Consider the following 13,866-nt stretch of genomic DNA (forward strand, 5'->3'; position numbering starts at 1 on the left):
AATGTATTAATTATTCTTTTTTTTATATAAAATTTATATTTATGAAAAAATGAAAATTAAAATATCTATTTCCATTATGTTCTTCTTTTCTTTTGGTTCCTTGTGTAACTACAATTTCTTGTTCTCAATCATTGGAAACACAATTAAATAATTTATTAAATAATGAAAACATAATTAATTTAAAAATTAATGAAACCAAGATTAGAGATTCTTTAAATAAAAATGCAAATGAACCAATTACAATCAAAGATTTATTTACAGCTAATGTTGCAGATGTCATTACTATTGAAAAATCTGAATCTTTAATATCTTGAAATGATCATTTAAGCCCAGATGATAAATTAACTTTTTATATTAATCCTAAGATTAAATCAATTATTTTTCCTTCTATAACAAATCTAAATGCTGATAATAAATTAGAGTATATAGAAGTTCTAATTGATATAAGTTCAGGTCCTTATGATAATAAAACAATCATTAAAAAATTAGATCTATCTACTATAGATAATACTGTTCAACTTTCTGTAAATAATTATTTTGATTGATCTAATATTGCTAATATTAATAATGAAGGACCTATACAAAATGATTTATACAAATCATTAAAAATAAATATTAAAAAATATTTAAATCGTAAAGGAATTACTATTAAAGAAACAGATTCAGCAACTCAATTAGAAAATACTTTATCTATTAAATTATCAAATGATATTGAAGGCTTTGATTTATATCAAGATGATTTATATATTTCATTTGATAAAAAACAAGATGATTACATTTACTTAAATATCTATTCAGGTAAAGATAAAATTTCTAATGATCAAGTAATTGCTAAACAACTAAGTTTAAAAATGTCATTTACTATAAAAGAAATAAATGAAAAAGGATAAAAAATGAAAAAAAAGTTAATTTTATTATCAACTTCCTTAATTTATATTAGTCCAATTAGTATAATTTCATGTACTAATAATTCTTTATATGATCAAAGTTCAGTAAATGCTCAACAAGTTTTTACTAATGTGCAAAGCGGACAAATTCGAGCATTTATTGATAATAATATAAAAATCAATAATATTCAAGAGTTGGAAAATATTAATCTAAACTTTGTGGTCAATAAAGTTGAAAATCCTTCAAATACACAACAAAAGTTATATGAAGAATTAGAGAATGCTATAAATAATATAAATTGCAAAATTGTTGGTTTTTATTTACCTAAATTTAATGAAGATTTGAATTCTTCAGTATTTATAAAATTTAATAATAAAGATAATTTAACATATGAACTATCAATTAACAAAATTCAACAAAATAATGCAACTATTACTTTAAATAATTTAAGTGAGGACAAAATTCAAACATTAGTGCATGATAAATTAATGAATGATGAAAATTTAATTATCAATAACTTAAAAAACTTTTTTGATGAAAATGTTGTCCAAAAATATTTAATGAACAAAAATTTGGATTCTACTTTAACTTTTGATCTTTATTGAAAAAACGAAGAATCAAATATTATTAATAATTTGACAAATTTTCTAATTAAAATGTATCCTCATTATTTCAGTAGTTCATATCAAAATTTATATTTATCAATTGAAAAACCTGTTGAAAATATAGATTCTTTGAAAATACCAAATATTTTAATTTCTACTTCAAATATTGCAACATATCCAAATTGTGCAATATCAATTGGAGAATTAACAATTTATTTTAAATAATCTTTCAAATATTGACCAGTTAAAGATTTAGAAACTTTAGCTATTTCTTCTGGTGTTCCTGTGGCAATAACATTACCACCTTTATTTCCTCCAGAAGGTCCTAAATCAATAATATAATCACATGATTTTATAACATCTAAATTGTGTTCAATAACTAAAACAGTGTCTTTGCCATCTACTATTCTATTTAAAATATTTAATAAATTTTGAATATCATATGAATGAAGGCCTGTTGTTGGTTCATCTAAAACATACAATGTTTTACCTGTAGCTTTTTTTTGCAGATGTGTAGCTAATTTTATTCTTTGTGCTTCCCCACCACTTAATGTAGTAGATGATTGACCAAGTTTAATATATCCTAATCCTACATCTATTAAACATTGCAATTTGTCTCTTATTTTAGAACGATTATTAAAAAATTCGATTGCTTCAGATATTCTCATGTCTAATACATCGGCAATAGATTTATTTTTATATTTTATTTCCAATGTTTCATAATTATATCTTTGACCATCACAATGATCACAAGGAATATAAACTGATGGTAAAAATTGCATTTCTATTTTTATATATCCATCACCTTGGCATTTATCGCATCTTCCACCTGGAATATTAAAAGAAAATCTTCCTTTTTCATAACCCCTAGCTCTAGCTAATTCTACATTTGCATATAAATCTCTAATGTCATCAAATACTGATGTATAAGTTGCTGGATTAGATCTTGGTGTTTTTCCAATTGGTGATTGAGATATTTTAACAATCTTATCTATATTTAAAATTCCATTAATTTTAGAATGTTTACCAGGTTTAATAGCATTATTATTGATTTGTTTTTCTAGAGCTTTGACAAGTATTTCATTAACTAGTGTAGATTTACCACTACCGCTAACTCCTGTAACTGCAATAAATTTACCTAGTGGTATTTTCACGTTAATATTTTTTAAATTATTTTCTTTGGCACCAATAATTTCAATGTTATAACCATTACCTTTTCTTCTAACTTTTGGTACTTTTATTTCTAATTTTTTACTTAAATATTGCCCTGTTATAGAATGTTTATTCTTTTTAATATCTTCAACAGTTCCATAGGCGACAACTTCACCACCTTTATCTCCAGCTAAAGGCCCTATATCAACAATATAATCTGCCGCTAAAATAGTTTCTTCATCATGTTCTACAACTATTAAAGTATTTCCTATTTCTACCATTTGTTTTAAAACATTAATTAATTTAGTATTATCAGATTGATGCAATCCTATAGATGGTTCATCTAAAACATATAAAATACCTGTTAATTTAGAACCTATTTGAGTTGCTAATCTAATTCTTTGCGCCTCTCCGCCGCTTAATGTTTCAGCGGTTCTTGTTAAAGATAAATATTCTAATCCTACATTTTTTAAAAAACCTAATCGAGATTCTAACTCATGAATAATCATTTTAGCAATTTCGTTTTCTTCATCAGTTAATTCTAAATTAGAAATCAAGTTATATTCTTCTTCAATTGATAAAGTAGAAAATTCATGAATATTCAATTTATTTATTTTGACTGCTAAAGCATATTCATTTAATCTACATCCTTTACATTTATCACATAAAGTTTCCGACATGAATCTACCATATCATTGTCTCATTTCTTCACTAGTAGTTTCTAAAAATAATCTACCTAATTTTGTAACTAAACCTTCTATTTGACCTTTACGTAAATGTTTTCTACCATCTTTTGATGTAATAGAATATTCAATTTCATCATCAGATCCATACTTAATTATATTTATTTGTTTAGCACTCAAATCTTCTATAGCTGTATTTAAGGGGATTTGATAATGGTTCATTAAACAAATAAATTCTTGTCAAGATAATGAGTCATTATTCTTTGATGATATTCCTGGCATTTTATCAATTGCCCCTTCATTAATACTTAATTTTTTATTTGGAATAATTAAATCAATATCAGGTTCTATAATAACACCTAATCCTTTACATTTTTCACACATCCCATAAGGAGAATTAAAGGAGAATAATTTTGTTTCTATTTTTGGCATTTGAAAATCACCATGCACACATGCAAATTGTTGAGAAAAATTATGTATTTCTTTATTATCTAAATTTTCTACATCTACTAAACCTTTTGAATATTCTAAAGCAACATTAACAGCTTCAGTGATTCTAGATTTATTTTCTTCATTTAGAATTATTCGATCAACAATAATAGAAATATTGTGAGCTTTATTTTTTTCAATATTAATTTTATCATCTAAAGAAAAGATTTTGTCATCTATTTTTACTCTTAAAAAACCATCTTGTCTTAATTTTTCAAATAAATTTTTATTTGTTCCTTTCTGTCCCTTTGCAATTGGTGAACAAATTAACAACTTACTATTTGTTGGTATTTTATAAATTAAATCAATAATATCTTTTATTTTTTGAGCAGAAATTTCTATTTTATGTTTTGGACAAATTGGTTTTCCAATTTTAGCAAATAATAATCTTAGATAATCATGAATTTCTGTTATTGTCCCAACAGTTGATCTGGGGTTTGCATGAGTTGTTTTTTGTTCAATACTAATAGCTGGAGATAAGCCTTCAATAGAATCTACTTTAGGTTTTTTAGTTCCACCAAGAAATTGTCTTGCATATGAAGATAAGGAATCCACATATCTTCTTCTTCCTTCTTCATAAATTGTATTAAATGCTAGCGATGATTTACCACTACCACTTAGTCCTGTAAAGATAACAAATTTATTTTTGGGAATAACTAAAGAAACATTTTTTAAATTATTCTCATTAGCACCCTTAATGGTAATAAAATCTTTATTGTTTGTTTTATTCATTGTTTATTTTTTATTATTTATTTTATCTTTCATTAATCCTAAAGATATTTTTGCTTGTTCAGATAATTCACATCCACATTCATCATTGCAAACATGATCAGCACAAGCTTCACATTCATAATTTTCATTAGGATCTTTTTTATATAAGTAATTAGGGCTTGGTTTTCTATCTTTATTATCCATACTTATATTTTAATTCTTTTTGACCAAAAGTATCTGGAAATTTTAGAATGATAATTTCTTCATTAATGTAAAGATAAAATTAATTTTTTCTAATTTTCTTTTTCAAATATAAATTGAAGTTTCATATAATTTAAGCGTCCTTTTTGTTGTTTATTTATTTTACAAGGATGGCCAGAGAGAAAACTCTGGTTTTTTATTTATCGGTATTCATTTTGGTAGCTTTATACCCAACTAAGAACTTTTTTATTTGCTATCAAATTATGTATAATTAAAAAATATTACTTTAGGTCTTTATAAATAAATTATTTTTTATGATTTGTATTTTTTCTAAAATCATCTTTATGAAAAGATTCAAGAACACTTAGTCTTTGATCAACTTTATGTAGTCTTTGATCAACTTTTTGATTAAATTCCTTTTGTTCTTTGTTAAATTCCTTTTGTTCTTTTATAAAATCAACTACTGAATTATTAAATTCCTTTTGTTCTTCATTAAACTCTTTTTGTTCTTTTATAAATTCAGTCACATCTGACATAAACTCTAATACTTTATTTTCAAAAGATGATTTTTTCACTTTATCTTTATCTCCAGTAATTTTAATTTTATAAGATTTCTTTGTTTCTTCTACTAATTCAATTTTAGGATCATTAGATAAATTTAATAATTCATTCATTCTCTTTTTGCTAATAATAGACATAATTTAAATTTTATCAAAGTTGAAATAGAAATTTATTCCTAATTTTCTTTAATTTTCTTCTTTTGTTATTTAGTCGCAAAAGATAAATATTTACATCATAATAATAGATCTTATAAGAATATTTTTTTCATTCTATAAAGAATCAGATATTTGATTCATTAATGCAAAGATTAAATTAATTTTTTCTAATTCTTTTTTAGATATAAATTGAAGTGTCATATAATTTAAGTGTCTTTTTTGTTCTTTATTTATTTTATAAGGACAGCCAAGGAGAAATCTCTGGTTTTTTATTTATTGGTATTGAATTTGGTAACTTTATGCCTAACCAGAGGCTTTTTTATTTGCTATCAAATTATGTATAATTAAAAAAATATTACTTTAGGTCTTTATAAATAAATTATTTTTTATGATTTGTATTTTTTCTAAAATCATCTTTATGAAAAGATTCAAGAACACTTAGTCTTTGATCAACTTTTTGATTAAATTCCTTTTGTTCTTTGTTAAATTCCTTTTGTTCTTTTATAAAATCAACTACTGAATTATTAAATTCCTTTTGTTCTTTTATAAAATCAACTACCGAATTATTAAATTCCTTTTGTTCTTCGTTAAACTCTTTTTGTTCTTTGACAAATTCATTCATATCTTTCATAAACTCTGTCACATCTGACATAAACTTTAATACATTCTTTTCAAAAGATGATTTTTTCACTTTATCTTTATCTCCAGTAATTTTAATTTTATAGGATTTCTTTGTTTCTTCTACTAATTCAATTTTAGGATCATTAGATAAATTTAACAATTCATTCATCTTCTTTTTGTTGATAATTGACATGATTTAAATTCTATCAAAGTTGAAATAGAAATTTATTCCTAAATTTCTTTAATTTTTTTTCTTTTGTTATTTAGTCGCAAAAGATAAATATTTACATCATAACAATAGATCTTATAAGAATAATTTTTTATTCTATAAAGAATCAGATATTTGATTCATTAATGTGAAGATTAAATTAATTTTTTCTAATTCTTTTTTAGATATAAATTGAAGCATCACATAATTTAAGCTTCCTTTTTGTGTTTATTTATTTTACAAAGACAGCCAGAGAGAAATCTCTGGTTTTTTATTTATCGGTATTTAATTTTGTAAATTTATAAGAAATTTTGACTTAAATTTTAATAAAATTTATCCCAACAAATTTTATAAAAGTAATAAAATACTCTCATTATGAGTAATTTAAAAGCTTTTTTTCCTGCTAATCGAGGAAGATGAATCAAATATACTTTAACATCATTACCAGTTATTTTTTCTGCTTTAATTTTTGCTCTAAACTCTTTTGTTGACAATTTCATGGCAACTATTATACCTGGTGGTAATCAAGCTTTAGCTTATGCTAATACTTGAACCACAATTGTAACTGGAATCATTGCTGCAACCACAATTATTGGATCGGCTTTATATGGTCAATATTTTGCTACTAATGATGTTAAAAAAATCAGAGAAATCATTAGAGGAAGAATTGTTATTGCTTTAGGAATAACAATTATTTTTACTATACCTGCTTTAATATGGCCAGAATTTCTAATGCAGATTGCTTCAGGTTTTGATCAAAATGTTGATCAAGAAATTATGAATTCAGGTAGTCGTTATTTAAGATGAATTGCTATATCTTGATTATTTAGTACCTGAGGTTATACAATGGCAATGATTTTAAGAGAAAGTGGTTATGGAAATGCTACATTAATTTCATCTTGCTTATGTTTAGGATTAAATATTGTTTTAAACATTATTTTTAATTTAATAAATAAAGATTTAGAATTGCTTTCATATTCAACTAATATATCTTTAATTATTGGTTCAATTGTTTTTTTTGTTATCTATATTTTTATAAAAGACAAAAGATTATTATGAAACCCTTTAAAAATGTTTGCTATTCCTCTTATTGTTTGAAAACAATTTATCAAAAGAATACCTTCTTTCTTATTGTTTTGTATAGGATCTATCACCGTTTCTATTAGGTATGTTTTTTGAAATCATGGATATCCTACTGGAAGCATTGGAAATAATCCAGAATACCAAATTGCTGCTGCTAATATTTTAGGTATATCAGGAATGTTTTTTAGCATCTTTTGAAATACATTTGAATCAATTAATGCCAATGTTACTATTTTTGTCGGTAGAGAGCTAGGAGAAAATAATTATTTAGAAGCAAAGAAAAATGCTAAAGAATTACAAGGTTTTCATATGTGTGTTTCAATTATAATGGCTTTATTACTAGTTATTATTAGTGCTTTAATTACTAAAATGAATTTTTTAACAGAAGGTTATAAATCATTATTAGAACAACAAAATCCTCCAATAAATTCAGATGTAATCACAAGTGGTGCTGAAGTGTTATTAGTTAATATTCAAAATACTTTATGGCCCTTGGCTTGAAATATTCCTTTTTGGGTTTGATATATTACTAAAAATAGAATTATTTCAACAGGTGGAAAAACTAATTTAACTGCTTCAATTGAAGCGATTGTAGGATTAATTTCCACTGCTTGAATTGTTTCTATAAACTATTCTATTATTTGCAAACAAATTGAATTTCCATGAGCTTATGCTTTATTCTTTGTTCCTGATTTAATTATCAAAACAGCTTGCTATGAATGAATTTATTACAAAGTAGAATGAGCAAGAAATATTACAAAAGAATTTGAAAAAGTAACAAATTAATATGTTTTTATTTCCAAACAACAATATTATTTTAATCCATTAGGGAATAAATGAGTTTTATAATTATCGCCATAAATAAGTTTTAAATTATCTTTATAAGATATTTTTTGATTTGGAAAACCACCTTCTATTAAATCATAACCTTCTAAGTTGAATTTTCCATATTTACCTTGATAATTAAATCCTTCACAATATAGAGCTTGAGCCAATCCAATACTTGCTCTTGCATCTGATGCAAAATAAATACCAACTGTATATCCTTCTTTATCTCTTAACATTGATCCACTAGAACCGGCTTCTAAATTAGAATAATCTATTGGATATGTTAATCCTCAAGAGTTATATCAACGATTTAAACTATATGCTTGGCGATAATCCATTCCAAAAAATGATAGTCCTAAAGATGCATCAAACATACCTATGCGATTATTAAAAGTATTATAAAAAGGTGAAGAAGCTAAGTTAGAAAATTGATCATCTAAAACTATTGGAGTATTTGCATCCATTTCTGCTGCTCTGTTAGAAAACATAGAAACTGGCCTAAAATAAGGATGTGGTGTTGGAGATACATCTGGAAATCCAATAACAGAATATCCATGATCAATTTTTAAATTATAATTTTTTAATATTGATTCTTTACGATATTTAAAGTGTCTTGAAGTATCTTCTACATAATTTTGAGTAAATGTTTTAGCTTCACTAGCAGAATTAAAAGTGACTTCCATCACTGCAAAATCAATATATTCTTCCGTGTTTTGTCATTTACCATCTTTGGAAAACATATCTGGTCTTGTAGTTAAATAATCTAAACCAATAAATATTGTTTTTAAATTTGCTGCCGGAATATTTACACGGTCATATGTATCTTGATTATAAGAATTACCAAAATCTTGACCAAATTGTATTGATTCAGTTTTTACTCTTTGCATAATTAATTGATTAGTATTAGTAAAAGGTGAATTTTCAATTTCATATCTTACTGGACTAATAATTTCATTAGGAATCTTTAAATTCTGAATAACATGAGCGTTTGTTGCAATATATCATGTTGTTGGATAAGAACCATCAGAAGTCAATTTATAATCTAAAATTCAACCTGTTCCAAAGGAACAAGCTCCGCTATAACTTTGAAAACATAAACTAAAAGTGTTTTTTAATTGATCTAATTCTAGTGCATTAAAAACTTTACTTTGAATACTTTTTGCATATTCAGGAACACCTGCTGATGGCGCTGTTCGAAGAGGCCCAGGAGATACTTTGACACAATCATTGTCAACTAAAGAACCAGGAGAAGCTAAACTATAATCTCCTGAAGTAATAACATCTACTAAATTATTTTGTAAATATTGATCATCTATATTCACATCTTGTTCTGGTTCATTAATTAATATAAAATCAACAATAAAATTATTTGTAAAATTAGTATCATCTTTAATATCTTCTTGTCCTTTTTGAAACACATGCATATTAAAATTAATGTTTTTTGAATTAGATAAATTAGTTTTACTAAAAGCAAAAACTTTATAAGTAAATAATTCATTATTTAAAGGAAAATCAGTTAATAAAGGTAAAAAATTAGAAATATTTAAATCTAATAATTGTTGATATGTTAAATTAGGATTTAATAATCTTGGTGACAATTTATTTAATCGAGCAATTTCTTCTGCTACTGAATTAGTAATTGGAAGATCATTATTAATGGTATAAGTAAAAGTTAATATATTAGATATTTGACTAGATATTAAAGATTCATATTCTTTATTTTTAATTTCTACTTTTAAAGAAAAAGTTTTTATATTAGAATTGTGATTAAAATCCAAAATTTGATAAATATATTGATTATTAATACCAATATTTAAATAATTTATAATGTTTGTTGCATCAATATTATTTATTTCTTCATCTGTAAATTCAGATTTTAATAATTTTGTATTATCATTAATATTTTTAATTTCTTTTCTAATCTCCACTTCTTCTTGTATTTCATATTTAATATTGAAAGAATTGGTTGTTTTTTCTTCTAAAGTAATAATATCTTGAACCACAATATTAAAATATGTTGTTCTATAAATATCTGTAGAAATTTCTCTCTCTTTTTGAATGCGGTAGCTAAAGTTATTATTTGGTGTTCAATTAGCAATAAAAGTTGGTAAAAAGGTTTCATCGCTAGTATTTATTACAGTTCCTATGGAAAAGCTGGAAGATTTTGGTAAAAAAGTAAAATTATTAAGACGATCAACTTCTTCATTTAAAGTCCAAGAAGCTAATTCATCATTTTGTCCACTATTACAAGATGTAATAGAAATAGCAGCCATCACTGATACAGTCATCAAACTACTTAAGAAAATGATTTTTTTCTTTTTTTTCATATTTGTAAAATTATATAAAATCATTCATATATTTATTATTTAAATATAGAATTCACATAAAAATTGAAAAAAAAAAGTTACCAAAATGAATACCGATAAATAAAAAACCAGAGATTTCTCCCTGGCTGTCCTTGTAAAATATAAAAAAAACTAAAAAAAAGGACAACTAAATTATATGAAACTTCAATTTATATTTGAAAAAGAATTAGAAAAAATTAATTTAATCTTTGCATTAATGAATCAAATATCTGATTCTTCTCAAGAAAACTTTATTCCAAAAATGATGAAAAGATATGAATTCATATCTAACTTAACAAATTATTCTGTTGAAACAATAAGAAAAATGCTTTTTAAAACTAAAACTTATTGTTATAAAAAAATAAAAGATTATTCTTTTAAACTATATTATTATGATTCAAATATTTATCTTAATAGATTAAATAATAAGAGAAAAAAATTAGAAATAGCAAAACAACAAAATTGTTTATCTAAATACTCAGTAGTCGCTAAATTGATAAGAACAGTAGCTAAAGCAACAGGTAACAAAACTTCTGCTAAAACTTTATCAAAGATAATCAAAGAAAAATTAGGATTATATTATTCTCCAAAGCATTTATATCACTTAATTAGGCAAAATAAAATTTATGGAGTCACATTAAGAATATTTCCATACTTAAAATATGGAAAATACTATAAAAAACCCCATAAAATAGGCAAAAAAATCATTGCCACATCCATTGATCAAAGAGATGAAATTATCAATAAAAGAATTAGATATGGTGATGTTGAAGTAGATACGGTAGAAGGAACTAAAACTGATACTAAGTATCTTTCTACAATGATTAATCGAAAATCTAGAAGACTATCCATAACTATTTATGAAAATAAACAAAGTAATGAATTTTTAAAAGCAGTAAAAAATAATATTAAAAATATGAACAAAAAAATTAAATCCATAACTTCAGATAATGGAAACTGAAAATTACGACCTAGTTAAATTAAATATTCCATGATTTTCTACTAATCCATATTCTTCATGGCAAAAAGGAACCATTGAACAAAAACATAAGCAAATAAGAAAATTTATTCCAAAAGGCAAATCTTTCAAAAATTTAACTCAAGATGATTGTGATCTAATCGCACTTGTAATTAATGCAGAAAATTATTTACAAAATACTAAGAAATATAAATTAGGAACCACCGTTACTAAAGAAGAACTTCAAAAATACTTTAAATTATTAGAAAAGAAAGACACCCACCGAATATTTCAACTTTGATAAATATTGTAAAATTATGAAATACAAGGAATTATCGGTATTGAAATTGGTAATTTTATAGTGAAAATTGAAAATTTATTTTTATCTTAATTTCTATTATAATTTATAAAAATATTAAATTTCATTAGGATTGGAGTGATATATATGAAAAAAGAAATTAAATCTAGATTAATAAAATCTCACTTAATTACTTCTTTAGCTTTAATTTCAATTTCACCTATAGCTATTGCTTTAGGAAAGCAAATTGTTGATAACTATCAAAATCAATTATTTATTAATTCATCTAGAGCAGCTCAAGATTGAGCAACTTTTCCAAATATTAATACACCAACAAAAGAAATGTTTCATAATACAGAAAAATTAGTTCCATTAAGTAGTGTTGGCCGTGGTCAAATGGTTACTCCTTATGGTTGATTAGGAACATATAATGGTCAAGTTCCTAAAAATCCCGGAGGATCTGTTACTCCTAGTCACAGTGATGAAAAAGATTATTGAGACAATACTTTAGCTTTAGTAGGTTGAGATGGATCTATCATTTGAACTAATGACGAATCTGGTGTTGCTATTTATAGTGCTAAATATAATTTTGCAACTAACACAATTTTTGTTGTAAGAACTGCAGATCCTACAGGAGCGGGAGGATTAAATCAAAATTTTACTGATGGGAGTAGTGATCCAAGTTTCTCCATAACTTTTACTATCCATGATGCAACAACAGGAAAAATATTATATAATAGTTACAATGGTCCTGGTCACTCTAATACTGTTACTTGAACATTCAAAAGTATTTTTAGTACACAAGGTTTAGCTCAAGACTCAAATGAGTGAAAACGAGATTTATATTACCAAGATATGATAACACTTGGAAATGGAGACATTATTTGATATTACACTCCAAATATATTAAAATTGAGAGATACAAATAAAAAATCATTAACTATTAATGCTTTCCCAAATTGTAATCACAATCGCAACACTAATTAATTTATAAAATTATTAGAGGTTGGATTGTGATTTTTTTTATAAAAAATCTTTTCCAACCCCTCCCCTCTGTAATATTAATTCATTTAAGGAAAGGAAAAGAAAAGATGTTAAATAACCAAAATAAATTATCTCATAACGAGAGATATTTAATAGATATTTTATTTAATCAAGAACAAAAATCAATTTCTGAAATTGCCAAAACACTAAAACGATCTAAATCCACAATATCTCGTGAATTGAAAAGAAATACCTTTGATGGTTTTTATGATCACAATGTAGCGCAAGAAAAAACTATTAGAAGAAGATGACATAATCATTCAATGTATTTATTAAAATATGAAAAATTCACTGATCAGTTTATCCAAAAATTTGATAAAAGATATTCAGGAATTAAGACAACTTATTATAAATTACAAAATAATACAACTAAAATTACATGAAGACAAATATATAATTGAATTAAATCAAATCGATGAGAAATTAAAAGAAAAGATTTGTTAAGACAATATTATCTTAAGGGCAGAAAAAGAAAGAAAGGAATATTTTCTAAATTCACTAATTCTCTTATAATCCCTATATGAGCAAGGCCTAAATACATTGATAATAGACAAGAATTTGGTCATTGAGAGATGGATTTAATTATTGGAAAAAGAGAACATGGGTTTGAAAATCTAATAACTTTTCAAGAAAGACAAACAAGAATGGTTTTTATTGAAAAAATTCAATCTAAAAACCCTATGAAATTAAATTCAAAAGTTTATCAATTGATAAAAAGAAATAATTTATGTGTTAAATCTATAACCATTGATAATGGAATTGAATTTTCTAAGATTGGTTTATTAGCCAAATGATTAAAATGTATTGTTTATTTTTGCGAACCTTTTGCTTCTTATCAAAGAGGATCAAATGAACATGTAAATGGAATCATTAGAAGATTTTGAAAAAAAGGAACAGATTTTTCTTTATTATCTAATAATGATATTTTAGATACCCAAAATAAAATTAATAAAATGCCCAGAGAAATATTTAATTGGAAATCAAGTTATGATGTCTTTAATAAAATAAATAATTAATTTTAAAATTAATAGATCAA

The 13,866-nt window shown here is 24.3% G+C and carries 12 protein-coding genes; 7 read left to right on the forward strand and 5 right to left on the reverse strand.

The features are described from left to right. Window positions 1–41 precede the first annotated feature (41 nt). Together ACJA29_RS03285 and ACJA29_RS03290 are read left to right on the forward strand one after the other, a co-directional pair. Window positions 42–890, forward strand: a complete 849-nt coding sequence (locus ACJA29_RS03285) for a hypothetical protein (protein WP_406602467.1) — start codon at window positions 42–44, stop codon at window positions 888–890. 3 nt (window positions 891–893) lie between these two features. Next, entirely contained in the window at window positions 894–1,718 is an 825-nt protein-coding gene (locus ACJA29_RS03290; RefSeq protein WP_406602468.1) for a hypothetical protein, read from the forward strand. On the opposite strand, the gene uvrA is transcribed toward ACJA29_RS03290, so the two are convergent. The 4 genes from uvrA to ACJA29_RS03310 all read right to left on the reverse strand — a co-directional run bounded on the left by uvrA (window position 1,706) and on the right by ACJA29_RS03310 (window position 6,259). After that, a complete protein-coding gene (gene uvrA, locus ACJA29_RS03295; protein ID WP_406602469.1) occupies window positions 1,706–4,549 on the reverse strand; it encodes an excinuclease ABC subunit UvrA in 2,844 nt (947 codons plus the stop codon). The two genes, ACJA29_RS03290 and uvrA, sit on opposite strands and share 13 nt — an antisense overlap. 3 nt (window positions 4,550–4,552) lie before the next feature. Beyond that, window positions 4,553–4,732 carry a hypothetical protein gene (locus ACJA29_RS03300; RefSeq protein WP_406602470.1) on the reverse strand — a complete coding sequence of 60 codons (180 nt, stop codon included), beginning with the start codon at window positions 4,730–4,732 and terminating at the stop codon, window positions 4,553–4,555. Between the two features lie 302 nt (window positions 4,733–5,034). Then, window positions 5,035–5,427, reverse strand: coding sequence for a hypothetical protein (locus tag ACJA29_RS03305; protein ID WP_406602471.1), 393 nt, complete (start codon window positions 5,425–5,427; stop codon window positions 5,035–5,037). 397 nt (window positions 5,428–5,824) lie between these two features. Next, window positions 5,825–6,259, reverse strand: coding sequence for a hypothetical protein (locus tag ACJA29_RS03310; protein WP_406602472.1), 435 nt, complete (start codon window positions 6,257–6,259; stop codon window positions 5,825–5,827). A 390-nt stretch (window positions 6,260–6,649) separates the two neighbouring features. On the opposite strand from ACJA29_RS03310, the gene ACJA29_RS03315 reads away from it, so the two are divergent. After that, complete coding sequence (locus ACJA29_RS03315; protein ID WP_406602473.1) at window positions 6,650–8,143, forward strand: MATE family efflux transporter; 1,494 nt, start codon at window positions 6,650–6,652, stop codon at window positions 8,141–8,143. 26 nt (window positions 8,144–8,169) lie between these two features. On the opposite strand, the gene ACJA29_RS03320 is transcribed toward ACJA29_RS03315, so the two are convergent. Continuing rightward, entirely contained in the window at window positions 8,170–10,512 is a 2,343-nt protein-coding gene (locus tag ACJA29_RS03320) for an MIP family Ig-specific serine endopeptidase (protein WP_406602474.1), read from the reverse strand. A 175-nt stretch (window positions 10,513–10,687) separates the two neighbouring features. Between ACJA29_RS03320 and ACJA29_RS03325 the strand changes: the two genes are divergently transcribed. From ACJA29_RS03325 to ACJA29_RS03340, 4 genes are all read left to right on the forward strand, one after another. Continuing rightward, complete coding sequence (locus ACJA29_RS03325; protein WP_406602475.1) at window positions 10,688–11,509, forward strand: IS30 family transposase; 822 nt, start codon at window positions 10,688–10,690, stop codon at window positions 11,507–11,509. Then, on the forward strand, window positions 11,481–11,792 hold the full coding sequence (locus tag ACJA29_RS03330) for a hypothetical protein (RefSeq protein ID WP_406602476.1): 312 nt from the start codon (window positions 11,481–11,483) through the stop codon (window positions 11,790–11,792). Before ACJA29_RS03325 ends, ACJA29_RS03330 begins: the two co-directional genes overlap by 29 nt. 141 nt (window positions 11,793–11,933) lie before the next feature. Next, on the forward strand, window positions 11,934–12,773 hold the full coding sequence (locus ACJA29_RS03335) for a hypothetical protein (protein WP_406602477.1): 840 nt from the start codon (window positions 11,934–11,936) through the stop codon (window positions 12,771–12,773). 26 nt (window positions 12,774–12,799) lie between these two features. After that, on the forward strand, window positions 12,800–13,846 hold the full coding sequence (locus ACJA29_RS03340) for an IS30 family transposase (RefSeq protein ID WP_406602478.1): 1,047 nt from the start codon (window positions 12,800–12,802) through the stop codon (window positions 13,844–13,846). The last annotated feature ends 20 nt before the right edge of the window (window positions 13,847–13,866 follow it).

It is taken from the genome of Metamycoplasma sualvi (assembly GCF_045276925.1).
Lineage (GTDB): Bacteria > Bacillota_I > Bacilli_A > Mycoplasmatales > Metamycoplasmataceae > UBA710.